Source organism: Janthinobacterium sp. PSRC1-1 (genome assembly GCF_049897525.1).
Lineage (GTDB): Bacteria > Pseudomonadota > Gammaproteobacteria > Burkholderiales > Burkholderiaceae_D > Janthinobacterium > Janthinobacterium tructae.
Map to the genome: position 1 here is coordinate 74174 of NZ_JAFCWK010000019.1, position 24412 is coordinate 98585.

The 24412-nt window shown below is 59.9% G+C and carries 21 protein-coding genes; 12 read left to right on the forward strand and 9 right to left on the reverse strand.

What is annotated here, in order from left to right:
• Window positions 1-171: 171 nt before the first annotated feature.
• Window positions 172-1113, forward strand: coding sequence for a hypothetical protein (locus ACP7DW_RS27160; protein WP_426057542.1), 942 nt, complete (start codon window positions 172-174; stop codon window positions 1111-1113).
• A 118-nt stretch (window positions 1114-1231) separates the two neighbouring features.
• Entirely contained in the window at window positions 1232-2095 is an 864-nt protein-coding gene (locus ACP7DW_RS27165; RefSeq protein ID WP_426057543.1) for a hypothetical protein, read from the forward strand.
• Window positions 2096-2312: 217 nt separating this feature from the next.
• On the opposite strand, the gene ACP7DW_RS27170 is transcribed toward ACP7DW_RS27165, so the two are convergent.
• The 3 genes from ACP7DW_RS27170 to msuE form a co-directional block, all read right to left on the reverse strand.
• Window positions 2313-3338 carry a methionine synthase gene (locus ACP7DW_RS27170; RefSeq protein ID WP_426057544.1) on the reverse strand — a complete coding sequence of 342 codons (1026 nt, stop codon included), beginning with the start codon at window positions 3336-3338 and terminating at the stop codon, window positions 2313-2315.
• Window positions 3339-3362: 24 nt separating this feature from the next.
• Window positions 3363-4343, reverse strand: a complete 981-nt coding sequence (locus ACP7DW_RS27175) for a DUF1852 domain-containing protein (RefSeq protein WP_426057559.1) — start codon at window positions 4341-4343, stop codon at window positions 3363-3365.
• A gap of 70 nt (window positions 4344-4413) precedes the next feature.
• Window positions 4414-4995, reverse strand: coding sequence for an FMN reductase (gene msuE, locus ACP7DW_RS27180; RefSeq protein WP_426057545.1), 582 nt, complete (start codon window positions 4993-4995; stop codon window positions 4414-4416).
• 127 nt (window positions 4996-5122) lie between these two features.
• Between msuE and ACP7DW_RS27185 the strand changes: the two genes are divergently transcribed.
• Complete coding sequence (locus ACP7DW_RS27185) at window positions 5123-6022, forward strand: LysR family transcriptional regulator (RefSeq protein ID WP_426057546.1); 900 nt, start codon at window positions 5123-5125, stop codon at window positions 6020-6022.
• A gap of 205 nt (window positions 6023-6227) precedes the next feature.
• Here ACP7DW_RS27185 and glmS read toward each other — a convergent pair whose 3' ends face one another.
• Window positions 6228-8057, reverse strand: coding sequence for a glutamine--fructose-6-phosphate transaminase (isomerizing) (glmS, locus tag ACP7DW_RS27190; protein ID WP_426057547.1), 1830 nt, complete (start codon window positions 8055-8057; stop codon window positions 6228-6230).
• 161 nt (window positions 8058-8218) lie between these two features.
• Between glmS and ACP7DW_RS27195 the strand changes: the two genes are divergently transcribed.
• Complete coding sequence (locus ACP7DW_RS27195; RefSeq protein WP_426057548.1) at window positions 8219-8692, forward strand: Lrp/AsnC family transcriptional regulator; 474 nt, start codon at window positions 8219-8221, stop codon at window positions 8690-8692.
• Between the two features lie 184 nt (window positions 8693-8876).
• Here ACP7DW_RS27195 and ACP7DW_RS27200 read toward each other — a convergent pair whose 3' ends face one another.
• Window positions 8877-9080, reverse strand: a complete 204-nt coding sequence (locus ACP7DW_RS27200) for a hypothetical protein (protein WP_426057549.1) — start codon at window positions 9078-9080, stop codon at window positions 8877-8879.
• 200 nt (window positions 9081-9280) lie between these two features.
• On the opposite strand from ACP7DW_RS27200, the gene ACP7DW_RS27205 reads away from it, so the two are divergent.
• Window positions 9281-11287, forward strand: coding sequence for a 7TM-DISM domain-containing protein (locus tag ACP7DW_RS27205; RefSeq protein ID WP_426057550.1), 2007 nt, complete (start codon window positions 9281-9283; stop codon window positions 11285-11287).
• Window positions 11288-11814: 527 nt separating this feature from the next.
• Here ACP7DW_RS27205 and glmU read toward each other — a convergent pair.
• Window positions 11815-13191 carry a bifunctional UDP-N-acetylglucosamine diphosphorylase/glucosamine-1-phosphate N-acetyltransferase GlmU gene (gene glmU, locus ACP7DW_RS27210; RefSeq protein ID WP_426057551.1) on the reverse strand — a complete coding sequence of 459 codons (1377 nt, stop codon included), beginning with the start codon at window positions 13189-13191 and terminating at the stop codon, window positions 11815-11817.
• A gap of 25 nt (window positions 13192-13216) precedes the next feature.
• Between glmU and ACP7DW_RS27215 the strand changes: the two genes are divergently transcribed.
• The 5 genes from ACP7DW_RS27215 to ACP7DW_RS27235 all read left to right on the forward strand — a co-directional run bounded on the left by ACP7DW_RS27215 (window position 13217) and on the right by ACP7DW_RS27235 (window position 16462).
• The gene (locus ACP7DW_RS27215) at window positions 13217-14122 is read left to right on the forward strand and encodes a DUF6279 family lipoprotein (protein ID WP_426057552.1); all 906 of its coding nucleotides are present in this window, start codon (window positions 13217-13219) and stop codon (window positions 14120-14122) included.
• A 69-nt stretch (window positions 14123-14191) separates the two neighbouring features.
• Window positions 14192-14851: a 16S rRNA (guanine(966)-N(2))-methyltransferase RsmD gene (gene rsmD / locus ACP7DW_RS27220; protein WP_426057553.1), complete on the forward strand. Its 660-nt coding sequence runs from the start codon at window positions 14192-14194 to the stop codon at window positions 14849-14851.
• A gap of 112 nt (window positions 14852-14963) precedes the next feature.
• The gene (gene coaD / locus ACP7DW_RS27225; protein ID WP_034752633.1) at window positions 14964-15461 is read left to right on the forward strand and encodes a pantetheine-phosphate adenylyltransferase; all 498 of its coding nucleotides are present in this window, start codon (window positions 14964-14966) and stop codon (window positions 15459-15461) included.
• Between the two features lie 14 nt (window positions 15462-15475).
• Complete coding sequence (locus ACP7DW_RS27230; protein WP_141171245.1) at window positions 15476-15742, forward strand: YfhL family 4Fe-4S dicluster ferredoxin; 267 nt, start codon at window positions 15476-15478, stop codon at window positions 15740-15742.
• Between the two features lie 123 nt (window positions 15743-15865).
• Window positions 15866-16462 carry a chalcone isomerase family protein gene (locus ACP7DW_RS27235; RefSeq protein ID WP_426057554.1) on the forward strand — a complete coding sequence of 199 codons (597 nt, stop codon included), beginning with the start codon at window positions 15866-15868 and terminating at the stop codon, window positions 16460-16462.
• A gap of 72 nt (window positions 16463-16534) precedes the next feature.
• On the opposite strand, the gene ACP7DW_RS27240 is transcribed toward ACP7DW_RS27235, so the two are convergent.
• A complete protein-coding gene (locus tag ACP7DW_RS27240; RefSeq protein ID WP_298403438.1) occupies window positions 16535-16840 on the reverse strand; it encodes a hypothetical protein in 306 nt (101 codons plus the stop codon).
• Window positions 16841-17032: 192 nt separating this feature from the next.
• Between ACP7DW_RS27240 and ACP7DW_RS27245 the strand changes: the two genes are divergently transcribed.
• Window positions 17033-18013, forward strand: a complete 981-nt coding sequence (locus ACP7DW_RS27245) for a LysR family transcriptional regulator (RefSeq protein ID WP_034752642.1) — start codon at window positions 17033-17035, stop codon at window positions 18011-18013.
• 138 nt (window positions 18014-18151) lie between these two features.
• Here ACP7DW_RS27245 and ACP7DW_RS27250 read toward each other — a convergent pair whose 3' ends face one another.
• Both ACP7DW_RS27250 and ACP7DW_RS27255 read right to left on the reverse strand, forming a co-directional pair.
• Complete coding sequence (locus ACP7DW_RS27250) at window positions 18152-19711, reverse strand: methyl-accepting chemotaxis protein (protein WP_426057555.1); 1560 nt, start codon at window positions 19709-19711, stop codon at window positions 18152-18154.
• A 203-nt stretch (window positions 19712-19914) separates the two neighbouring features.
• A complete protein-coding gene (locus ACP7DW_RS27255; RefSeq protein WP_010393827.1) occupies window positions 19915-20370 on the reverse strand; it encodes an Lrp/AsnC ligand binding domain-containing protein in 456 nt (151 codons plus the stop codon).
• Window positions 20371-20577: 207 nt separating this feature from the next.
• Between ACP7DW_RS27255 and putA the strand changes: the two genes are divergently transcribed.
• A complete protein-coding gene (gene putA, locus ACP7DW_RS27260) occupies window positions 20578-24231 on the forward strand; it encodes a trifunctional transcriptional regulator/proline dehydrogenase/L-glutamate gamma-semialdehyde dehydrogenase (RefSeq protein WP_426057556.1) in 3654 nt (1217 codons plus the stop codon).
• Window positions 24232-24412: the final 181 nt, after the last annotated feature.

Sequence of the window (24412 nt, forward strand, 5' to 3'; positions counted from 1 at the left end):
GCGGTTTATGCCGTCATCAGTGTTCATGACGGATGTCAAATTACCGGCTTTCAGCATCCAGTAAGCTGCGGATATGGACATGCTCAGCGAACTCATATGCTACAGACAAGCTCCCACCTTGCTCGAACGAGTGAGTGCATCCATGGAAAAAAGCACCAGTGATAGAGAAGTGTGCGCCAGAGAAAAAGCAGCGATTACCATCCAGAATATCAAGATCAGTACCCTGGCACAGTGATTTGGCAAAATATATCAAAGTTCATTGTTGGCTTGGGCATTGTGCTCATGCTGGCGTTCCTGGCGGCAGCTGGCCGAATGATGAATCCGGTTAAAACATGCACGGTTAGCTGGGTTGACGAAGACAACCGTCTTATCGAGGGTCTTTTCAGTAGCTGTCCGGCTACGCTGCATACGCGTTCGTTCGGCGGCCTGAACTATACGCAGTTTGGAAATTCGATCTACCGCGTCCACCGTGTTGTGCAGAGAATACCTGGTGAGCTGTTACGGCCACGTGTGTCAGAGTTGCTCCTGTTTCAAAAATATATTGATGGCCCCGTCGACTTTGAAACGCTGGCGGCCCTTCCCGGCAACGATTCCTTTCTCAGCGATGGCACGAACCAGTTCGTACACGGGCGCCGCCTGTCACTGACTCCACCTCTCGATTTTGAAAAAATAAAACCCGTCCCACCAAAAACATCGATGCACTACACGAGTTTCCATACCGATGGCACCTGGGTCTTGCACAGGGATCAGCCTATCCCAGGTGCTGATGCAGCGACGTTTCACGAATTGCTGGTACTTAGAAAGGATGGCCTTGCCATATCGTCGGGTGGGTTGGAAGAGTTAGCTGCAGACAATCATGCAGCGTATTACGGCGGCCAAAAAATTAAAGGCGCCGATCCGGCAACCATCAATGTCATTGCTTACTGGTCCAGTGAAGATGCTCCACCTGGTGTCACAGTGCAAGAACCAGATGGTTCGATTGTCTTCGACCGTCGCCATGCTTGGCGCGTCACTCTCGCCGGAATCGAGCGTATCGACGTTTCTGAAACACAGTTAAAAGCGCTACGCGCGGATTTGCAGCAAGCCCGTTCGGCTGCCGCCATTGGCTGGTAGGGGACATCTAAATTCATTAGATCCGGATCAAACGATAACGATAACGGGAACGTTAGATGTCAGAGCGACAGAGATCACCTCACCAGCGAACGAAAAAAGTCTCACTATGGGAGCAAATATGCGCAATGCTGTCGGTCTGCAAGCTTACTTCTGGCTGTCCTTGATTGCTGCATTCATCGCTGGATATATCCTCCCGTTCCAATTGAAAGATCATTACACAGGCATGTTCCTGATCTTTACCGTGGCGCCCGCTATCTGGTTGACAACGCTATTGGTGAATTTGATATTGATTGCAAGAACCCGGGGAGAGGTATTCTGGAAGCTGATGCTACTTGGCCTGCTGGCTTTCGCGGGATGCTCTGTTTGGGCCATCTTTGGCCCCAAGGATTTTGAAAGTGCCGCTCGCAAGCGCGAGGTGGCATTTGAGCGTGCGGCAGGTTCCTACCTCTTCATGGTCAACAAGGGGGAATACCGCAATGCAGAGATAGTTTTCCTGGAGGCGGTCAATGCAAATGCATCCGATTTTCCCAACAAGGCCGTATGCGTGGCTGCAGAAAAAGCAAGTCTGCAAGGATTGGCGTTCACCATCAAACTGCAAAAAAGGCTAAAGGAACAGCTTGCGCGCCAAGGCGAACAGCCTTGCCGGGCAATTTCCTGGGCCGTTGAAAATGGCGCCATACAGGTTGCGCGAACGGCGATTGATAGCGGTGAAGTATTCGGGATGTGGGCGCTGCAGGCGATAGTATCCACAGATTGTTGCCTTGAGAAACAAACGCTCACTGAAGCGCAGCGGATATCCTTCTACGAACTGGCTCTGCAACATGGACAGGTACCGCGCGAACTAATGCCATCGTTTCTCGCCACTGCAGAGCGTCAGCAATCGATGCGACTGGCTGCGGTGATTAAGAAAGGGATTGAGGAGATTAGCGGCCGTCCCGAGGCAGAGAACATGGTCATGGGAGCCAGCACGGATAAGCGCTAAATGGAGCTGAAGAAGGTTTAATGTTCGGGGCAAGATTTAATTGGTGGCAAACTCATTTGCGGATATTTTCATCGTCTGGCGCAATGCCCTGCGGGGTTTCCCCGCAGGGCCAGGTACACACTTGCATCGTGCACCTGATGTGATTATCAATAAAGTTGTACACACTGTGCTCAGTACGGCAAGGCAAAACGCACCTGCTCGGTATGTCACCCGCCTGCTAGGAGATTTCTCTTCGGATGATGTCCGCGCCTGCGCTGAGCGCATGCAATTTGCCTCTTGCCACCTGACGCGACAAGGGCGCCATGCCACAGTTGGTGCTCGGGTAGAGCTTGTCGGCATCGACAAATCGCAGCGCTTTGCGCAGGGTGTCGGCAACTTCCTGCGGCGTTTCAATGGTATTGGATGCCACGTCGATGGCCCCGACCATCACTTTTTTGCCACGTATGAGTTCAATCAGGTCGATCGGCACACGCGAGTTGTGGCATTCCAGCGAGATGATGTCGATATTCGATTGCTGCAGCTTGGGGAACGATTCTTCATATTGGCGCCACTCGGAGCCCAGCGTATTTTTCCAGTCGGTATTGGCCTTGATGCCGTAGCCATAGCAAATGTGCACGGCCGTTTCGCATTTGAGCCCTTCGATCGCGCGCTCCAGCGTGGCGATTCCCCAATCATTGACTTCATCAAAGAACACATTGAATGCGGGTTCGTCAAACTGGATGATGTCGACGCCGGCCGCCTCCAGTTCCCTGGCTTCCTGATTGAGGATCTTGGCAAATTCCCAGGCCAGCTTTTCGCGGCTTTTATAGTGGCTGTCATACAGCGTGTCGATCATCGTCATCGGACCCGGCAGAGCCCATTTGATCGGCTGCGTGGTTTGCTGGCGCAGGAATTTGGCGTCTTCCACAAACACCGGCTTGGTACGGCTCACGGCGCCCACGACGGTCGGCACGCTCGCATCGTAGCGGTCACGAATTCTGACGGTCTCGCGCTTGTCAAAATCAACGCCGCTCAGATGCTCGATGAACGTGGTGACGAAATGCTGGCGGGTCTGCTCGCCATCGCTGACGATATCGATGCCTGCCTGCTGCTGTTCCTGCAGGGACAAACGTAAGGCATCTTGTTTGCCCTCAATCAATTCCTCGTCCTGCAATTTCCACGGCGACCAGAGTTTTTCAGGCTGCGCCAGCCAGGAAGGTTTGGGCAAGCTGCCGGCAGTGGATGTAGGCAATAATTTTTTCATGATCAGTAATGTCGTGTATGTTGATTAAGCAGCGAGCGTGGTCGCAGCCCATTGTTCAAGAACATGCTTGTAGGGCTTGATGAAATGCTCTTCCGTATATTTGCCCTGCTTGACAGCCAACTGGCTGCGCTCTTCCCGGTCATAGACAATTTGCGTCAACGAATAATCCTGGTTCTTCAGGCTGGGCTGATAGAGTCTTCCCGCCGCAGAATTGGCGTTGTAAATCTCGGGCCGGTAGATCTTCTGGAACGTTTCCATCGTGCTGATGGTGCCGATCAGCTCAAGATTGCTGTAGTCGCCCAGCAGGTCGCCGATAAAATAAAACGCCAGCGGTGCCGCACTGTTTGGCGGCATGAAATAGCGCACCTGCATCCCCATTTTCTCGAAATAGTCATCCGTCGAGGAGAACTCATTTTGTTGATACTCAACGCCCAGGATGGGGTGCTGGTTTTCAGTGCGCTGATAGGTCTTGCTGCTCGAGGCGCTGAGGCAGATCACCGGCGCCTTGCTGAAGCGCGCTTTGTAGGCATCTGATTTGACAAAGTGCTTGAACAGCCTGCCATGAAAATCGCCAAAGTTCTCTGGCGTGCTGAATGTGGATTGATTATCGTTGTGCTCTGGCAGCAGCACGCTGAAGTCGTAATCGCGCACGTAGGAAGAGAAGTTATTGCCGGCGATGCCGTCGATGCGCTCTCCGGTTTTTTTATCGAGGATATTCGGCTTCAATATCTCGATCAGTGGAATATTCCCGCCTGCGGCATCGATATTCAACGCGACGGAAATGATTTCAAGTTCGACGGCGTAGCGGTCTGCCTTCGGGTTGTCCCAATGGGCCAGGTTGTTGAAGCGGCTGTCGATCATTTTCAGGGTGTTGCGCAAGTTCTCCTGGCGACGCTCGCCCCTGGCCAGATTGGCAAAGTTGGTCGTCAGGCGCGTATTGTCCGATGGGTGATAGTTTTCATCGAAAACAATGCTCTTGATGCTGAATGCAAAATCTTGGCTCATGGTGATCTGGTGTCCTGTTTGCTGCGAAAAGATGAATGTGTTGCTTGCCTGGTGACCGTGCGGATGCGTATCAGGCCGAGACCAGCTCTTCAGCGGTGGCAGATTGCGCATGGCGCGTCAGGCCGACCAAGGGCAATGCCCGTTGGACCGCCAGCGTGGCGCGCTGGATCAGGGCCGCGTTGTGCAGACGGTAGTCGAGGAAATCCTGGTCGGTCGCGTAGACGCCCAGCGGCAAGGTGCGTGCCTGGAAAAAGCTGAACAGCGGCCGCAACTGGTGGTCGATCATCAGGGCATGGCGCTCGCTGCCGCCGGTGGCCGCCAGCAAGACGGGCTTGTCGATCAGGGCATCCTGATCAATGAAGTCGAAGAAGTGCTTGAACAGTCCCGTGTACGCGCCGCGATACACCGGTGTGGCCACCACCAGGATGTCGGCTTGCTCGACCGCCGCAAGTTCCCGCTCCACCGTGTCGGGCAGGTGGGAGCGCCAGGTCGCGCCCGCGAGTTGCGGTGCGAGCTGGCCCAGTTCGACCAGGCGCTGTTCGCACAGCACTTCATCGGCGATCAGGTCCATCAGGTGCTCTGCCAGGGCTGCCGCCTTGGAAGGGCGTTGCAGCCCGCCGGAAACGGCGACTAAACGCAATGGACGTGTCATGTTTGCTTTCATAGGGAGTGATGCGCGAGGGCGAAGAATGCCAACAGCAAGAGGATCGATGATAGCGGCGGAAACCCATGAAGTATAATGGTCTTATTTCATACATCCATGAACTTGGCTCATTCAAATGCTTGAACGCATCCACCTCAGCATCGTCCAGCAGGTCGAAAAACAAGGGTCGTTGACGGCCGCCGCAGGCGTGCTGCACCTGACCCAGTCGGCCCTGAGCCACAGCATGAAGAAGCTGGAGCAGCAACTGGGCACCGACGTCTGGCTGCGCGAAGGGCGCAACCTGCGTCTGACGCAGGCCGGCCAGTACTTGCTGGCGGTGGCGAACCGGGTGCTGCCGCAACTGGACCTGGCCGAAGAGCGCCTGGGCCAGTTTGCGCAGGGCGAGCGCGGTGCGTTGCGCATCGGCATGGAATGCCACCCTTGCTACCAGTGGCTGCTCAAAATAGTTTCCCCGTATCTGGCCGCCTGGCCCGATGTGGATGTGGACGTCAAGCAGAAGTTCCAGTTCGGCGGGATCGGCGCGCTGTTCGGCTACGAGATCGACCTGCTGGTCACGCCCGACCCGCTGTACAAGCCGGGGCTGACATTCGAACCCGTGTTCGACTACGAGCAGGTGCTGGTCGTGGCCAAGGGGCATGCCCTGGCGTCGGCGGCGTATGTGCAGCCGCAGCAGCTGACCCAGGAAGTGCTCATCAGCTACCCCGTGGACATCGAGCGCCTGGATATTTACAATCAATTCCTCTTGCCGGCCGGTGTCACGCCCAAGCGCCACAAAGCCATTGAAACGACCGACATCATGCTGCAGATGGTGGCCAGCGGCCGCGGCGTGGCCGCCCTGCCGCGCTGGCTGGTCGAAGAATACGCAGCCAAGATGGACGTGGTGCCGGTGCGCCTGGGCGCGCGCGGCATCGCCAAGCAAATCTTCCTGGGCGCACGCGAGACGGACACCGCCATCGACTACGTGCGGGCCTTCATCGAACTGGCGCGCCAGCCTGCCATGGCGCAAGAAAGCTAAGCGCCTTGCCAACCTCGCGTTAGCTGGCACTGCCCTGCGAACCCTGATGCCTGCAGTGACAGCACGGGAGACAGACCGGGCACGAGGACTACGTGTCCAGGAAACGACAACGCCACCCGGAGGTGGCGTTTACTCTTGCTGGCCCGGGGCACAATCGAAGCACCGGCACCAGGATTGTCAATCCTGGCGTCCTCCCATGTGAGGCTTACTCCACCGTCACCGACTTCGCCAGATTGCGTGGCTTGTCCACATCCGTGCCGCGCGCCAGTGCCGTGTGGTACGCGAGCAATTGCAGCGCCACCACGTGCAGGATCGGCGACAGGTCGCCGTAGTGCTCGGGCAGGCGGATCACGTGCAGGCCTTCGCCGGAGCTGATGCGGGAATCCACGTCGGCGAAGACGTACAGCTGGCCGCCACGGGCGCGCACTTCCTGCATGTTCGATTTGAGCTTTTCGATCAGGGCGTCGTTCGGCGCGATGGTGACGACCGGCATTTCATTCGTCACCAGGGCCAGCGGGCCGTGCTTCAGTTCGCCGGCCGGATACGCTTCGGCGTGGATGTACGAGATTTCCTTCAGCTTTAACGCGCCTTCCAGGGCGATCGGATAGTGCATGCCGCGGCCCAGGAAGAGGGCGTTTTCCTTGCGCGCGAATTCCTCGGACCAGGCGATGATCTGCGGTTCCAGCGCCAGCACGGACGCGATGGCGACGGGCAGGTGACGCATGGCTGTCAGGTGCGCCGCTTCCTGCTCTTCAGACAGACGGCCATTGACTTGCGCCAGGCACAGGGTCAGCAGGAAAAGGCCCGCCAGCTGCGTCGTAAACGCCTTGGTGGACGCCACGCCCACTTCCACGCCGGCGCGCGTGATGTAGGCCAGCGCGCATTCGCGCACCATGGCGCTGGTGGCCACGTTGCAGATGGTCAAGGTGTGATGCATGCCCAGGCTGCGCGCATGTTTCAGGGCGGCCAGGGTATCAGCCGTCTCGCCGCTTTGCGAAATCGTCACCACCAGCGTGTTCGGGTGCGGCACGCTGTCGCGGTAGCGGTATTCGCTGGCCACTTCCACGCTGACGGGCACTTTGGCAATCGCCTCGATCCAGTACTTGGCCGTCATGCCCGCATACGAGCTGGTGCCGCAGGCGAGGATCAGCACGCGGTCGATCTGCTTGAAGATGGCATAGGCCTTGTCGCCGAACAGTTCCGGCATGATGGCCGTCACGCCTTCGAGCGTGTCGCCGATGGCGCGCGGCTGTTCAAAAATTTCCTTCTGCATGTAGTGGCGATACGGGCCCAGCTCGGCCGCACCCGTGTGCGCATGCACAGTTTTCACTTCGCGCTCGACAGGCTTGCCATCGACGTCGACGATCCAGCAGCGCGACAGTTGCAGGTCGACCACGTCGCCTTCTTCCAGGTAGATGATCTGGTCCGTCGTGCCGGCCAGCGCCATGGCGTCGGAGGCGACAAAGTTTTCACCATTGCCCAGGCCGACGATCAGGGGCGAGCCCTGGCGCGCGGCCACCACGCGGTGCGGTTCGTCGCGGCAGAAGACGGCGATCGCATACGCGCCGTCGAGACGTTTCACGGCCTGCTGCACGGTCTCGAACAGGTCGCCGTTGTACATGTGCTCGACCAGGTGGGCGATCACTTCCGTATCCGTCTGGCTCTGGAAGACGTAACCCAAGGCCGTCAGTTCGGCACGCAGTTCGTCGTGGTTTTCGATGATGCCGTTATGCACCAGCGCCACGCGGGCGTTCTCTTCCGTTGGGGAAAAGTGCGGGTGGGCATTGAAGTTGACAGGGGCGCCATGCGTGGCCCAGCGCGTGTGGGCGATGCCCGTAAAACCGCTAAAGCCTTCTTCGGCGATCTGCTTTTCCAGTTCGGCCACGCGCGAAGTGGAGCGCGAACGCTGCAAACGGCCATCGGCGTGCAGGGCGATACCGCAGGAATCGTAGCCACGGTATTCCAGGCGCTTCAAGCCTTCGAGCAGGATGGGAGTGATATTACGTTGCGCTACCGCGCCGACGATGCCGCACATGGAAACCTCTGTCTAAAAATTCATCAATGCACGCATGCTAATGCAGAGTGCATGAAATATGCTTTCTAAATACGTATATTTTTGACTGAATATTTCACGACTATTTTTCGGTGAAATATTATTTCATTTATACTCGATATATTTTCCAATTCATCAAAATCATGAGCGAACACAACATTACCCTCGACGAGATCGATCGTCGCATCCTGAACGCCTTGCAAATTGATGCATCGCAAACCAACAGTGAGCTGGCGCAAGCGGTACACGTCTCGGCGCCCACGTGCTTGCGGCGCGTCAAACATTTACGGGAAAGCGGCGTCATCGAGCGGCAAGTGGCCATCGTCGCGCCGCAACTGGTCGGTGCGCGCCTGACGGCCATCGTGGAAATCACGCTCGACGTGCAGGCGGCGGAACGCATGGCGGAATTCGAAGAGTTGGTGGCGCAAGAAGCGGCGGTGCTGCAATGCTACCGCGTCTCGCCGGGGCCGGACTTCGTGCTGATGGTACAGGTGGCCGACATGCCCGCGTATCACGCGCTGGCGCACCGCCTGTTTGCCGCGCATGCGAATGTGCGCAACGTGAAAAGCTACTTTTCCACGTTTCGCAGCAAGTTCGAGACGCGCATCGCCGTCTGATTTGCCAGGCGCCGATTATCCACCGCTTGCCCACATGCTTATACGCGTCTTGCGCACCGTTTATACGGCACTTTTACACAGGCTTATACACAAGCAGGCCAGGCGCTGCGAGCGATGGAAGGACGATTTTTCTCCAGCCATCCTCAGACTGGATGAGGCCGTGCCCCGGCAAGCGTGTTACCACTCATGCATACCCACGCGTGAGGCATTGCCACGCTGACTTTTGCACCGCTTTCCCACAGCTTGCCAACAGGCTTTTGCAGCACTTATCGACAGGCTTATCCACAGCCGCGCGCAGAGGGAACAAGCGGAAATTCTCGCCCAGCGACTGGACGATCTGCTGGCGGCTGACGATACGCTCCGGTTTGGCCATCAGGACGTGCAGCACCGTCACATCCTGTTGCGACAGCGCAATGGCGTCGCCTCCGGGCGGCGGCAGGCGGCGCGGCCCCAGTGCCAGCACCCAGGCCGTGGCAGGCGCCGCGCCAGCGCGCTCCGGGTGGCCGCCAGTTCATCCAGGTCGGCGCGCTTGGGCAGGTAATGGCAAGCCGCAGGGGCGTCAGGCCCCGCATGGTAAGCTCCTGCGCCATGAAAATCCTGCTCGCCATTGTCCTGTTGTTCACCACCCTGCAAGCGCTGGCCGGGGCGGCCGCGCCCGTATCGGCGCCACTGCTGCTGCCAGCCAGCGGTCAGCCCGTGTCGACCAGCGGCCACATGCAGATGCTGCGCGACCCCTTCGGCCAGCTGGGTCCGCAGGCCGCACTGGCCGCGCCCGGCTGGCGCCCCCTGCCTGGCGCCGTCAGTGCCGGCTATACGCAGGACGCCATCTGGCTGCGCCTGGAGGTGACGCGCGCGGCGCAGTCGCCCGATGAATGGGTATTGCGCTTTAGCAACGCCGTGCTCGATGACGTGCGCCTGTATCGCCAGGACCAGGCCGGACACTGGCTGCGGCAAGAAGCGGGCGCCGACGTGATCCGCGACGCCTGGCCCATCGATGCGCGCCAGGTGGTGTTTCCCGTGCAGTTGCAACCCGGTCAGCCGCAGCGCTGGCTGGTGCGCATGCAGAGCAAGAAAGCCATGTCGACGGAGCTGACCTTGCTGCCCAGCGATGCCTTCGACAACGCCTCGCGCCGCGAATACCTGTATTACGGCTTGCAGTTCGGCAGTTATTTGCTGCTGATCCTGTTCCATATCTTTTTCTGGCGCATGACACGCGAAGCCCACAGCGGCTGGTACCTGCTGTATGTGTTGACGAATGCCACCACGGAAGCGCTGACGATCGCCATTCCCCAGCAAATCTTCGCCATGCCGAACGGCTTGTCCGACCCCATGCTGGGCGTATCGATGGCCATGTCGATTGCCGTCGGCGCGCGTTTTTCCACCTTGCAGCTGGAGCTGCCCGCCCTGTATCCCCGTTTCAGCCGTGCCGTGGTGGGCATCACGGCCGCCGCCGCCCTGTTCGGGGCGCTGCTGGTGCTGGGCGGCGACTATGCCGCAGGCGTGCTGGTGGTGCAAATGACGGCCTTGCCGCTGATCGTGCTGTTCATCGGCCTGGCCAGCTGGCTGGCGCTGCGCGGCCATCGCCCGGCGCATGCCTTTCTGTTCATTTTCGGCATCTTCTATGCCGGTGTCATCATCAGCTTCCTGCGCAACATGGCGATCGTGCCGCCGAATTTCTGGACCAACCATGCAGCCACCCTGGGCGCCTTTGTCCACATGATGCTGATGAGCCTGCGCCTCAACCGCCGCTACGCGGAATTGCGCCGCGCCAAGGACAGGGCACAGGCCGAGGCCGTGCGTGCCGTGCGCGCCCTGAATGAACGGCTGGAAGAGCAGGTGGCGCGGCGCACGCTGGCGCTGCAACAGGAAATAGGCCGGCGCGCCGCACTCGAAGGCGAATTGCGTGCCGCCCTGGAAGTGGAAACCCGCACGCGCGAAGAACAGCAGGATTTCGTTGCCATGGTGTCGCATGAATTTCACACGCCGCTGGCCATCATCAACACCACGGCCCAGCAGATTGCCCGCAACACGGAGGCGCCACGCGAAAAAACCCTGCAGCGCTGCCAGAACTTGCGCGAAGCGAGCGGCCGCATGACGGCACTGGTGGATGAATACCTGAGCGCAGACCGCATGGAAACGAGCGCGGCGACGTTCCGTCCCCAGCCATGCGACTTGCGCGCCCTGCTGCACGCCCTGCTGGCCGAATGGCCCGACGGCCGCATCGATACCAGCGTGCAGGCGCTGCCCGACAGCGTCGTGGCCGATGCCAGCCTGCTGCGCGTGGCCCTGCGCAACCTGCTCAGCAATGCTGACCGGCATGCGCCGCAGACCCAGGCGATTCGCGTGCAAGCCGCCACGCTCGATGACGGCGGCGTGCAAATCGTCGTCAGCAATGCGGGCGAGCCCCTGCCTGCCGATGAAATCCCGCGCCTGTTCCAGAAATACTTCCGCGGCCGCATCGCCCAGCACAAGCCTGGCGCAGGATTGGGCCTATACCTGGTACAGCGCATCGCCGAATTGCACGGCGGCCAGGTCACCCTCGACAGCGCCGGCAACAACGGCACCATCAGCTTCGCCCTGCGCCTGCCCGCCTGATTGCCCCGGCATTCCCGACTGAATCAGCCGGGAATCGCTGAGGTTTGTCCAACTTCACATTCTTCCCTTCTGCTGCGCCTGCAACACCTGGACCAGCGCAACGCCGTGTATCCCGGTGCCGGGCCAGGCCTGCCCTGATCGATGGCAGTACTTGCACACATACTATCCACCGCCTGTTCACGCGCTTGTCCACAGGCTTACCCACAGCAACCATAGGCAAGCCGGTGGCAAGAAGACAGTTATCCCCACTTGTACCCAGACTATCCAGCGCTTATCCGCAGCCTTACGCACAGACTTATCCACAATGCGGGGATAAGCGCCGCGACGGTGCCGGCGGCGAGCGGCAATCGAAGGAAAAGGCAGCGACAGGCGCATGCCAGGCAGCAGGAAGAAACTTGCCAACAGCTTATGCACGGGCTTGCACACAGGCTTATCCGCTACTTGTGCAGCGGCTTACCCACATAGTTATCCACAAATAAAAAAGGCAGGCCGCGCGGCCTGCCTGGGTGCAAAATGGAACGTTGCGCTTACTTCTTGATTTTCACGGGGCGCGTCCAGCCGTCGATGGTCACTTGCCGTGCGCGCGAGACCGTCAGCTTGCCGGCCGGCGCATCTTTCGACAAGGTCGTGCCGGCGCCCAGCGTGGCGCCCTTGCCGACGGTGACGGGCGCGATCAGCTGGCTGTCGCTGCCGATAAAGGCGTCGTCTTCAATCACCGTGCGGAATTTATTCACGCCATCGTAGTTGCAGGTGATCGTGCCGGCGCCGATGTTGACCTTCGAGCCGATGGTGGCGTCGCCGATGTAGGCCAGGTGGTTGGCCTTGCTGTGCGCGGCGATCTGGCTGTTTTTCACTTCGACGAAGTTACCGATATGCACGTCTTCCGCCAGGACCGTGCCGGGGCGCAGGCGCGCGTAGGGGCCGATGATGGAAGCGGCACCGACGACGGCGTCCTCGATATGGCAAAACGGCTTGATGTATGCGCCAGCGGCCACCTTGGCGTTGATGAAGACGTTGTTGGCGCCCACGCGCACGCCATCGCCCAGTTCGACTCGGCCTTCGAACACACAGCCGACGTCGATGGTGACATCGCGGCCGCAAATGAGTTCGCCGCGCACGTCGATGCGGGCCGGGTCCAGCAAAGTCACGCCACGTTCCAGCAGCGCTTGCGCGATATTGTTCTGGTGAATGCGTTCCAGCTGCGCCAGTTGCACCTTGCTGTTGACGCCCGCCACTTCCCACACGGCGGCCGGGTGGGCCGAGGTGACGGCCACGCCATCGGCGACGGCTTGCGCGACGATATCGGTCAGATAGTATTCCCCCTGCGCATTGTCGTTCGACAAGGCCGACAACCATTGTTTGAGCTGCACGGTGGGCGCGACCATGATGCCGCTGTTGATCTCGCGGATGGCGCGCTGTTCTGGCGTGGCATCCTTTTCCTCGACGATGCGCACGATGGCGCCGTGCTCGCGCACGATGCGGCCCAGGCCGAAGGGATCGTCCTGTTCCACGGTCAAGATGGCCAGCTTGTCCTTGCCGGCCGCCTGCACCAGTTGCTGCAGGGAAGCGGCGCTGGTCAGCGGCACGTCGCCATACAGGATCAGGGTCGGCACGCTGTCATCGAGCAAGGACACAGCTTGCTGCACCGCATGACCGGTGCCCAGCTGCTGCGTTTGCTCGGCGGCATCGATCGCCAGGGCATGGTTCACCTTGTAGCCGTCGAGCAACTTCAGCACCGCAGCGCCCCCATGCCCGTAAATCACGCATAATCGGGACGGCGCCAGGCCGAGCGCCGTGTCGATGACGTGCGACAACAGCGGTTTGCCCGCCAACGGGTGCAATACCTTGGGCAGTGCCGACTGCATGCGTTTGCCCATACCGGCAGCGAGAATGACAACGTTCATAGACCATCTTTTATAAGTTAAGAATATGAAAAAGTTTAACACGCAGGCCCCCACTTCCACGCACTTCAACCGGTTTACCTATGCCGTGCTGGCCCTCATGCTCGTCGTCATGGCCGGCTGCAGCGGCTTGCGCCTGGCCTACAACAATGGCGATACCGTGCTGTACTGGTGGCTGAATGCGTATGTCGACCTGGACCGCGACCAGAAAGGCTGGGTGCGCGACGACATCGACAAGCTGTTCGACTGGCACCGCAAGACGCAATTGAAGGATTACGTGGACATCCTGCGCACGGGCCAGAAGCAGCTGCAAGGCAATATCACGCAGGCAGACCTGATGGCCGACTACAGCGAGATCAAGCAGCGCACCCAGGCGTTGCTGCTGAAGGCGGCGCCCGAACTGGCTGACCTGGCGCGCTCGCTCAAGCCCGAGCAGATCGCGCAGATGGAAAAGAAGTTCAAGTCGAACAATGACGATTACCGCAAGAAATACCTGAGCGGCGACCAGGAGAAGCGCCAGAAACTGCGCTACAAAAAAGCCATGGAGCAATTCGAACTGTGGTTCGGCAGCTTCAGCAGCGAGCAGGAAGCGATCATCCGCAAGGCATCCGACGCGCGTCCGCTGAACAATGAGATCTGGCTCGACGAACGCATGCGGCGCCAGCAGAACGTATTGAACCTGGTCAAGAAAGTCCACCAAGAAAAACTCGGCAAGGAAGTGGCCGCGACCTTGATCACGACATTGATCAAGGACAGTTTCGAGCGCCTCGAACATTCCGAACGCAAGGCCTTCTTCGATGCCTACGAAAGCAGCACGGCGCAGATGGTCTTGACGGTGATCAAGATCGCCACGCCGGCGCAAAAAGCCCACGCCGTCAAGCGCATGCAGGGCTGGATCGACGATTTCAATTCCCTGGCCACACAAGCCAAATAGACAGGCAGCGCCAGCAGGGGAGGTGGGGCCATATGCTATAGTGGCCGCCACCGAATTGAAGAAATCCCCATGCAAAAAAAGATTAAAAAACCCGCCAAAGTCCCCGTCCACCACGCGCCGCCACCGAACCAGGTGCGCATCATCGGCGGCCAGTGGAAGCGTTCCGTGTTGCCTGTTTTACAGGCACTGGGACTGCGCCCGACACCGGATCGCGTACGTGAAACCGTATTCAACTGGATCAATCACTTGCGCGACGGCGACTGGTCCAACGCCCAGGTGCTGGACCTGTTCGCCGGCAGCGGCGCACTGGGCTTCGAGGCGGCCAGCCGCGGCGCGGCGTCCGTCACCATGGTCGACACGCACACGCCCGTGATCCGCCAGCTGGAAGAAAACAAGGTGAAATTGCGCGCCGAGAATGTGCAACTGCTGCGCGGCGACGCCCTGCTGACGGCGCAAGGCCTGGCATCGCGCGGCCAGCGTTTCGACCTGATCTTCCTCGACCCGCCCTACCAGCAGGATTTCCTGGCCAAAGTGCTGCCCTTGTGCGCCAACCTGCTCAAGGAAGGCGGCATGGTCTACGCGGAATCGGGCTTGCCGCTGGTCTTCGATGAAGCCAGCGAACTGGACAAACCCGAGTGGATGGCGCCGTGGGAAGTCATCCGTGCCGACAAGGCGGGCACCGTTTATTATCATTTGCTAACTTACAACAAAGTGACGGCAACTGCCTGAATCTGCCTATAAATGAGGCAAAAAGGCTCCCTGGACCGCGGCGCAGCACCAAGTTGGTCACCAATTTCAGGCATAATGCGCGTCTATATTGGTGCATCATCAGGGAGCCGCAATGGTTGTAGCCGTTTATCCAGGAACATTCGATCCGCTCACGCGCGGTCATGAAGATTTGGTGCGCCGCGCATCAGGTCTGTTTGACAAGCTGATCGTCGGTGTGGCCGACAGCAAGAACAAGCAACCGTTTTTCTCGCTCGACGAACGCCTGGAAATCGCCAACGAAGTGCTCGGTCACTATCCGAATGTGCAAGTGGAAAGCTTTTCCGGCCTGCTCAAGGATTTCGTGCGCAAGCATGAAGCGCGCGTCATCGTGCGCGGCTTGCGCGCCGTCTCCGACTTCGAATACGAATTCCAGATGGCGGGCATGAACCGCTACCTGCTGCCCGATGTCGAAACCATGTTCCTGACACCGTCCGACCAGTACCAGTTCATTTCGGGCACCATCGTGCGCGAAATCGCGGCGCTGGGCGGCGACGTCTCCAAGTTTGTCTTCCCCTCGGTGAACCGCTGGCTGCAAAACAAGATTGCCGCCAACGCTGCATCATCGCAATAAGTAAGAGTGAAATCATGGCATTACTGATCACCGACGAATGCATCAATTGCGATATTTGCGAGCCCGAGTGCCCGAATGACGCGATCTACATGGGCGCGGAAATCTACGAAATCGATCCCAACAAGTGCACCGAATGCGTGGGCCACTTTGACGAGCCGCAATGCCAGCAAGTGTGCCCCGTCAGCTGCATCCCCTTCAATCCCGCCTGGCGCGAAACGCCGGAACAGCTGATGGCCAAGTACGAACGCCTGCAGGCGGAACTTCCCGCCGCAAAAACCTAAGTTTTTCTCCCGCGCCACTTCTGGGCCACTTCTGGGCCACTTCTGCGTGGCGCCAGCTTCTGCCAACTGTTCTACACTGTGTGCTGACTTATCCACAGCACATGGTTTCCACGGAGGTAGAAGATGCAAATCAGCACATCCCGTTTGGGCCGCTCCCTGGCTTGTGCCTGCCTGTGCGCCGGCCTGGCGCAAGCGGGGCTGGCCGTCGAGGTAGGCGGCGTCAAACTGGACGAGACCGTGCAGCTGGCCAGCCGCGAATTAAGACTCAACGGCGCTGGCGTGCGCTACAAGGTCATCTTCAAGATCTACACGATTGCGCTGTACCTGCCGGAAAAGAAAACCCAGCTGGCCGACATCCTGGCCCTGCCCGGGCCGCGCCGTCTGGAAATCGTCATGTTGCGCGACATCACTTCCGACGAGCTGGGTCACGCCTTCATGCAGGGCTTGAAGCGCAGCTCCGATCCGGCCGACCGCACGCGCCTGCTGAGCCAGACGATGCAGTTCGGCGCCATGTTCGCCATGGTGCCCGGCCTGAAAAAAGGCGATATCCTGACCGTGGACTGGCTGCCGGAAGAGGGAACGTTGTGCAAGCTGAACGGCAAGCAGGTGGGCGACACGGTGCCCGACCTGGCTTTTTACAATGCGCTGCTGAAAATCTGGATCGGCGCCCATCCGGCCGACAGCTTGCTGCGCGCCCATTTGCTGGGCGATATGGCCTAAAGCGGCCTGAAGCAAAACGCGGGCGTAAAAAAAGCCGGCGCAGGCCGGCTTGTCATGCTGCAACAGGCGATCTCAGGCGCGCGTCGACAGGGCGCGCAATTCAGCGGCATTGCTGGGCGACACGCCATCCATCTTGCCCAGGGTGCGTTGCAAGGCTTGCGCTTGACGCATCTGCTGGCGCGCCAGGCGCTCTTCTCGGCTCAGCTTGGGACGCACCACCAGCACCATGGCGCGCGCGATGCCCACCAGCAAAGGCTTGAACAGCAGGGCGAAGGCGCCCACGGCGACGATCACCAGCACGAGTTGCAGGGCGTTGAGCAGGGAAATTTCCAGCACGGGTGCGGATACTGCGTACAGGGCGGAGGCGAAGGTAGACATACTGTTCCAGTGCATTATAGAATTTGCCAGTACTATAGTGCAGTGCAACATATAAATCTAATTCCATTTCTTGATACCAATTATATGAATCGTGAATGGAAAACGGTAATATTTTTTGACGAGTGAAAATATTCGCGTCCGGCGCGGTTTACACTCTCAAGTAATCAATTCAACTTTTATCTTGGGCTTTCCATGAGTTTTCTGACGCTGGATCTGAACTTGCTGCGTGTTTTCGACGCCGTCATGACGGAACAAAACCTGACGCGCGCAGCCGGCCACCTGGCGATGACGCAGCCGGCGGTATCGAACGCCATCAAACGCCTGCGCGAGAGCCTCGGTGACGAATTGCTGATCCGCACGGCATATGGCGTCAAACCCACGCCCCGCGCCGAAGCGCTGTGGCCATCCGTGCGCTCGGCCCTGGCCAGCCTGGAAGCGGCCGTCACGCCGGAAACCTTCGACGTGTCGAAGACCCACGCCACGTTCCGCATGGCCATGGCCGATGCGACAGCCGCCTTCTGGCTGCCCTCCCTGATGCGCTCGATCGAACGGGAAGCACCGGGCGTCAACGTGCGCATGATGCCGCTGACCACGCGCGAACCGCGTCCCATGCTGCTGCGCGGCGATATCGACCTGGCCGTGGGTTTCTTTCCCGGCGTGGCGGCGCAACTGTCGAGCGAAACGGGTTCGCCCATCCGCCATGAGCGCCTGTATTCGGGCAAGTATGTGTGCGTGATGCGGCGCGGCCATCCGCTGGCCGACAAGGAATTGACCTTGGATAACTATTGCGCGGCGAACCATTTATTGGTGAGCTTTTCCGGCCGCGCGCATGGCTTGATCGACGAAGCGCTGTCGCAGATCCACCGCGAACGGCGCATCTTGCTGACGGTCAACCAGTTCTTCACGGCAGGCAGAGTCGTCGCCAATTCCGACCTGATCACCGTCTTGCCGCGCCATCTGATCGCCTCGACGGGCATGACGGAGTCCTTGCTGTACAAGGATTTGCCATTGACCTTGCCGGCCGTCCACCTGGACATGCTGTGGCACGAGCGCGACGCGCGCAGCCCCGCCCACAAATGGTTGCGCAATCACCTGGAAAGCATGAACACGCCCACCTTGCGCACGGCCACGGCGGCCGGCGGCGGCGTGGCGCCCAAGCCCCATATCGAGTGAAAAAATTAGCGGCACGAACGTCTGAGAAAATCGTAGCGAGCGGAAGTAAGTTGTGGCCGAGAAGCGGAACTGTGCTCTAGCACAGTGAGCATCGCAGGCCGCAAATTACGACGCGCAGTAGATTTAATCAGATGTTCATCATGCATGGCTGCTGGACCGGTAACCGATACGGAAACCGCCCCAGTGCTTGCCATCGACGTGGATCGGCACGGATAAATCGTGCATGACTTCGCCCGTGTCGCGTTTATAGGTTTGCAGCAGGAACGGCTTGGTATTGCTGCCGCAGCGCTTGCCCGTGCGGTCGCTGAAGATGCGCTTGGTGCGGTTATTCACCATATCGGTGGCGTAATCGCCGGTCAGCGGCTGGGAAAACTTCTTGTTGTGCGTGGGAAAGTATCCATTGTTGTCGACGGCGCCCGCATACGCCAGATGCGGCAATGCCGCCAGCACGCCTTCCTGCAGGTCAGGTAAGACCTTGTCCGTAAACGCGTCGAACTTCGTGTTGTGCTTGGGCGGATTGGTGTTCGGGATGGGCCGGTAGTGGCGATCGAACAGGGCTTCGCGCGTGATGCGCCCCGAGGCGATCGCTTGCTCGAACAGTTTGCCCACCTCGCGCGCGGCGCGCTGGGCCGTCTCGCGGATTTCATCGTGCGGCGTGGCCACGCTCGATTCGCCCAAAGCGCCGGCGATCGCCTCGGCCCGCTCTGCCAGGGCCATGGCCGACTGCGTGGCACGCGGCAATTCGACATTCGTCGACAGCATGCTGTCGCGGATTTGCTCGATGGCGTCGGCGATCAGCTGCGTCGTGTCGACGTGTTCGCGCGAGGCGCGGGCGATTTGCCCGATCGCGTCCTCGGACTCGCCCGACGATTCCTCGATATGGCTGAGCGAGGCATGCACGCTTTCCACATTGCGCGCCGCTTCCGTCACGCCCTCCGCCAGCGAACTCATGCCAAGCGCAGCTTTTTCCGACTGTTCATTGATTTCGCGCACCATCACGCTGATTTCATCGGAGGCTTCCTTGGTGCGCTGCGCCAATTGCCGCACTTCCCCCGCCACCACGGCAAAACCACGCCCGTGTTCGCCGGCACGCGCCGCCTCGATGGCGGCGTTCAGCGCCAGCAAGTTGGTGCGCGCGGAAATATCGGAAATGGCTTCCGTAAAGCCCGTGATGCGTTTGGATTTGTCCTGCAAGCTCAGCATGGTGCTGGAGGCGCCTTGCGCTTCCTCGCGGGCCTTGTTGATGCGGCGCAGCCCCTGATCGACTTCGGCACGCGCCGCCACGCTTTCCACGCGCACGCCGGCGGCCACCTTGGCGGCCCGTTCCGCGTTGGCGGCGATCTTTTCCGTCATCACGGCATTTTGTGCGGAACTGTCGGCGATGTCGCTGGCCGTGCGCACATCGAGTTCCACCTTCTGTTTGACGGAATCGACAAAATACGAGGTTTCCGCCGCGCCGATCATGATGGCGTCGATGGCGTTGCCCACCGTGTCGGCGAACTGGTGCAAGCCCGGCTCGCCGCGCGGACGTCCGGCGAACGCCAGCAGCGCCGCGCCGATGGCGGCAGCCACGCAGGCGATCAGATACGGATGGTCGCCGCCCGACAGCAGCAGCAGATAGGCCAGGCAACAGGCGACGGCCATGGCCAGGATCGTGAATGCAAAGAAACGCACCAGCTGATGCTGCAACTGCTTCATTTGTCCCCCGCTGCGCGAACCCGTCACGTCCCGCGAAAGGGACGTGCTGTAACCGTATGCGGGTGGGCACGATTGCCCACCTTGCACCCTGAACATCACGTCTGCGCGGCGTTTCAGGCGGCTACTGGATAGCAGTGTGTAGTTCTACCCTACAACATTTGTTCCGATAGCTCAATCAGAAAAGTGGGGCGGCTACACCAAGGTCACTTAATTGGCAATTTGGTGGTGTTTTTGACCTCTTCCATGACGGCATAAGTGTGGGTTTCCCGCACACCTTTCTGCAACAGCGTCTTGCCCAGGAATTCGCGGTAAGCGGCCATGTCCTTGACGCGCGCCTTGACCAGGTAATCGAAACCGCCAGCCACCATATGACATTCCAGTACCTCTGGAATGATTTGTACGCTATGCTTGAAGGCGTCGAACACTTCCGGTGTCGTGCGATCGAGCACCACTTCGATGAACACCAGCAGCGAGACGTCGAGCAGCTGCGGGTTCAACTGGGCCGTATAGCCCATGATGTAACCGGATTCGTGCAATTTGCGCACGCGCTCCAGGCAGGCGGCCGGCGACAGGTTCACGCGCGCAGCCAGCTCCACATTGCTGATGCGTCCATCGCTCTGCAATTCCATCAAGATTTTCTTACTGATCTTGTCCAGCATTACCATCACCCCCAAATTAATATTATTTGGTTAAATTGTCGCATCAAAAACTATCTATTGCTAGCCCCCTGTATTACCAGAATTAATCCATAAGAATCCCCTTTACAATCGAATCATCTTAACGTCCGACTTTCTGTATTTTTTTGCACCAAAAAAGAGCAAGAATTACGTCAGTTTTCGTCCCCTTTTTCCTTGTAAAGAGCACTTATGCACCCTGCAGGCCCCTCGGCTTTTACCCCGCTTCCTTTTGCTGCGTTCCAGGCAGAAATCCTGCCCGAAGCGACACCACAACGCGCCGCCATCACCACCGCCTATAGGCGCGATGAGGTTTCCGCCGTGCAGTGGCTGTTGCAACAAGTGCGCCCCAGCAGTACCGAAACGACGGCCGAAGGGCAAGCGCTGGCACACCGCCTGGTCTCGAACGTGCGCCACAAACGCACACGCGCCTCCGGCGTCGATGCACTGATGCACGAGTTCTCGCTGTCGTCGGAAGAGGGTGTTGCATTGATGTGTCTGGCTGAAGCGCTGTTGCGTATACCCGACAGTCAGACGGCCGATCGCCTGATCGCCGACAAAATCAGCAAGGGCGACTGGAAGAAGCACCTGGGCGAATCGCCGTCGCTGTTCGTCAACGCCGCCACCTGGGGCTTGCTGATCACGGGCAAACTGGTCAGTACCAGCAGCGAATCGGGCCTCGGCTCGGCCATGACCAAGCTCATCGCCAAAGGCGGCGAACCGCTGATCCGCAAAGGCGTCGACCTGGCCATGCGCATGCTGGGCAACCAGTTCGTGACAGGCCAGACCATCGAGGAAGCGTTGAAAAACAGCCGCGAGAATGAAACGCGCGGCTACCGCTACTCGTACGACATGCTGGGCGAAGCGGCCCTGACGCAGCAGGACGCGGCCAATTACTATGCCTCGTACGAAACGGCCATCCATGCCATCGGCAAGGCCTCGAACGGGCGCGGCATCCGTAACGGCCCCGGCATTTCCGTGAAACTGTCGGCCCTGCACGCGCGCTACAGCCGCGCCCAGCGCGCCCGCGTCATGGAAGAATTGCTGCCGAAGGTCAAGGCGCTGCTGTTGCTGGCCAAACAGTACAACATCGGCTTCAACATCGATGCGGAAGAAACGGACCGTCTGGAACTGTCGCTCGACCTGATGGAAGCGCTTGCCTTTGATACAGATTTGGCCGGTTTCGACGGCATCGGCTACGTGGTGCAGGCGTATCAAAAGCGCTGCCCGTTCGCCATCGATTTCCTGGTCGACCTGGCGCACCGCAGCGGCCGCAAGTTCATGGTGCGCCTGGTCAAGGGCGCGTATTGGGATGCGGAAGTCAAACGCGCGCAAGTCGATGGCCAGGAAGGCTATCCCGTCTACACGCGCAAGGTCTACACGGACGTCTCTTACCTCGTGTGCGCGCAAAAACTGCTGGCCGCCAGCAGCCTGATCTATCCACAATTTGCCACGCACAACGCGCAAACCCTGGCGACGATCTATACCTGGGCCAAGCGCGACGGCATCACCGACTACGAATTCCAGTGCCTGCACGGCATGGGCGAGACCCTGTACGACCAGGTCGTCGGCCCCGACAACCTCGACAAGCCGTGCCGCATCTACGCGCCCGTCGGCTCGCATGAGACGCTGCTGGCCTACCTGGTGCGCCGCCTGCTGGAAAACGGCGCCAACTCGTCGTTCGTCAACCAGATCGTCGACGAAAGCGTGGCCATCGATAGCCTGATCCGCGATCCCCTGGAACAGGCGCGCCTGCAGGGCGGCTTGCCGCACCCGTCGATTCCCCTGCCACTGGACATGTTTGGCAGCGAACGCAGGAACTCGGCCGGCCTGGACCTGTCGAATGAAGACACCTTGCGCACCCTGGCCACCGGCCTGGCGCAGCAGCAGACCTGGCAGGCGGCGCCGCTGATCGATGGCGCCGTCAGCCTGAATGGCCCCACGCACATGCTGCACAATCCGGCCCAGCACGACGATGTCGTGGGCAAGGTCATGGAAGCCGGTCCAGCCGACGTGGAAACGGCGCTGGCCAGCGCCAGCGCGTACGCCGTCGACTGGCAAACCACGGAGCCGTCGGTCCGCGCGCAAGCGTTACAACGCGCAGCCGACCTGTTCGAGGAACACCATATCGAGCTGATGGCCCTGGCCGTGCGCGAAGCGGGCAAGTCCCTGCCGAACGCGATCGCGGAAATCCGCGAAGCCGTCGACTTCCTGCGCTACTACGCGGCGCAGGTGGAACACGCGCCGAACACCCTGGCGCTCGGTCCCGTCACCTGCATCAGCCCGTGGAATTTCCCGCTGGCCATCTTCACGGGCCAGCTGGCCGCCGCCCTGGCGGCAGGCAATGTGGTGCTGGCCAAGCCGGCCGAGCAAACGCCGCTGATCGCCCACCGTGCCGTGCAATTGCTGCATGCGGCGGGCGTGCCGCGCGGCGCGCTGCAGTTTTTGCCCGGCAGCGGCGAGATCGTTGGCGCCGGCCTGTGCAATGACGCGCGCGTAAAAGGCGTGATTTTCACGGGCTCGACGGAAGTGGCGCAATTGATCAACCGCAACCTGGCCGCGCGCGCCGTGGCCGAAGGCATCGACATTCCCCTGATCGCCGAAACGGGTGGCCAGAATGCCCTGATCGTCGATTCATCCGCCTTGCCGGAACAAGTGGTGCAAGACGTGATGTCGTCCGCTTTCGACAGCGCCGGCCAGCGCTGCTCTGCCTTGCGCGTGCTGTTCCTGCAAGCGGAAATCGCCGACAAGACCATCCACATGCTCAAGGGCGCGATGCAGGAATTGCGCGTGGGCAATCCTGACCGCCTGGCCACCGATATCGGTCCCGTCATCGATGCGGAAGCGCAAAGCAATCTGCTAGCGCACATCAACAAGATGAAAACCGTGGCCATCGACCATTATTCGCTCGATTTGCCGACCGTCAAAGGCACGTTCGTCGCCCCGACCGTGCTGGAAATCAAGTCGCTGGCGCAATTGACGCAGGAAGTCTTCGGTCCCGTGCTGCACGTGATCCGCTACAAGCGCGCCGAACTGCCGCAACTGGTGCAATCGATCAACGACAGCGGTTACGGCTTGACCCTGGGCATCCATACGCGCATCGATGAAACCATCGATTTCATCACCAGGCGCGCGCACGTGGGCAATATTTATGTGAACCGCAACATCGTCGGCGCCGTCGTCGGCGTGCAGCCGTTCGGCGGCGAAGGCAAATCGGGGACCGGTCCGAAGGCGGGCGGCCCCCTGTACCTGAAACGCCTGCAGCGCAATGCGCCGGCCGGTGTGCAACACCAGCGCCAGGCGCCGCCGGCGCTCGACGCGCTGACCGTGTGGGCCAAGATGCATGGCCACGACCAGGTGCAACAACTGGCGCAGGAATATGCGCGCACGACCTTGCTGGGCAGCACCATCGTCTTGCCAGGCCCGACAGGCGAGCGCAATACCCTGAGCTTTGCGGCACGCGGCACGATACTGTGCGCGGCGGCCACCTCCGGCACCTTGATGAACCAATTGGCGGCCGTGCTGGCCACCGGAAACGAGGCCCTGGTGCTGGCGCAAGCGCCGGAGTTGATCCCGGGCGACTTGCCGGCGGCGCTGAAGGACCGCATCCAGGTCGTCAGCAGCCTGGCGTCGGTCCAGCATGATTTCCAGATCGCCATGATCGAGCCCTGCCTCGATGGCCAGCTCAAACCGCTGCTGGCGGCACGGGAAGGGGCCTTGGTGGGCACCATCGCCACCACGCAGGAGGGTGTCATCCCCCTGTGGCGCCTGGTCGCTGAGCGGGCGCTGTGCGTGAATACGACGGCAGCCGGTGGTAACGCGAGCCTGATGATGCTGAGTGTCTAATATTTAAGCAGACAATTAACGCGGAAGGGCAGAACCAGTGGTTCTGCCCTTTTTTTATGCACGTGACCCATCCTGGAATAAGTTGACACTTTTTCGATGCAGAGAAGGAGTGTCAAATGGAACAAGGGTTTAGGCGCAGCCAGCGCGATTACAGTCTGGCTTTTAAATTGAGCGTTGTCGA

Coding starts and splice junctions, on each gene's coding strand:
- ACP7DW_RS27165 (WP_426057543.1), top strand. CDS start 1,232: ATGCGCAATGCTGTCGGTCTGCAAGCTTACTTCTGGCTGTCCTTGATT.
- ACP7DW_RS27170 (WP_426057544.1), bottom strand. CDS start 3,338: ATGAAAAAATTATTGCCTACATCCACTGCCGGCAGCTTGCCCAAACCT.
- ACP7DW_RS27175 (WP_426057559.1), bottom strand. CDS start 4,343: ATGAGCCAAGATTTTGCATTCAGCATCAAGAGCATTGTTTTCGATGAA.
- msuE (WP_426057545.1), bottom strand. CDS start 4,995: ATGACACGTCCATTGCGTTTAGTCGCCGTTTCCGGCGGGCTGCAACGC.
- ACP7DW_RS27185 (WP_426057546.1), top strand. CDS start 5,123: ATGCTTGAACGCATCCACCTCAGCATCGTCCAGCAGGTCGAAAAACAA.
- glmS (WP_426057547.1), bottom strand. CDS start 8,057: ATGTGCGGCATCGTCGGCGCGGTAGCGCAACGTAATATCACTCCCATC.
- ACP7DW_RS27195 (WP_426057548.1), top strand. CDS start 8,219: ATGAGCGAACACAACATTACCCTCGACGAGATCGATCGTCGCATCCTG.
- ACP7DW_RS27205 (WP_426057550.1), top strand. CDS start 9,281: ATGAAAATCCTGCTCGCCATTGTCCTGTTGTTCACCACCCTGCAAGCG.
- glmU (WP_426057551.1), bottom strand. CDS start 13,191: ATGAACGTTGTCATTCTCGCTGCCGGTATGGGCAAACGCATGCAGTCG.
- ACP7DW_RS27215 (WP_426057552.1), top strand. CDS start 13,217: ATGAAAAAGTTTAACACGCAGGCCCCCACTTCCACGCACTTCAACCGG.
- rsmD (WP_426057553.1), top strand. CDS start 14,192: ATGCAAAAAAAGATTAAAAAACCCGCCAAAGTCCCCGTCCACCACGCG.
- coaD (WP_034752633.1), top strand. CDS start 14,964: ATGGTTGTAGCCGTTTATCCAGGAACATTCGATCCGCTCACGCGCGGT.
- ACP7DW_RS27230 (WP_141171245.1), top strand. CDS start 15,476: ATGGCATTACTGATCACCGACGAATGCATCAATTGCGATATTTGCGAG.
- ACP7DW_RS27235 (WP_426057554.1), top strand. CDS start 15,866: ATGCAAATCAGCACATCCCGTTTGGGCCGCTCCCTGGCTTGTGCCTGC.
- ACP7DW_RS27240 (WP_298403438.1), bottom strand. CDS start 16,840: ATGTCTACCTTCGCCTCCGCCCTGTACGCAGTATCCGCACCCGTGCTG.
- ACP7DW_RS27245 (WP_034752642.1), top strand. CDS start 17,033: ATGAGTTTTCTGACGCTGGATCTGAACTTGCTGCGTGTTTTCGACGCC.
- ACP7DW_RS27250 (WP_426057555.1), bottom strand. CDS start 19,711: ATGAAGCAGTTGCAGCATCAGCTGGTGCGTTTCTTTGCATTCACGATC.
- ACP7DW_RS27255 (WP_010393827.1), bottom strand. CDS start 20,370: ATGCTGGACAAGATCAGTAAGAAAATCTTGATGGAATTGCAGAGCGAT.
- putA (WP_426057556.1), top strand. CDS start 20,578: ATGCACCCTGCAGGCCCCTCGGCTTTTACCCCGCTTCCTTTTGCTGCG.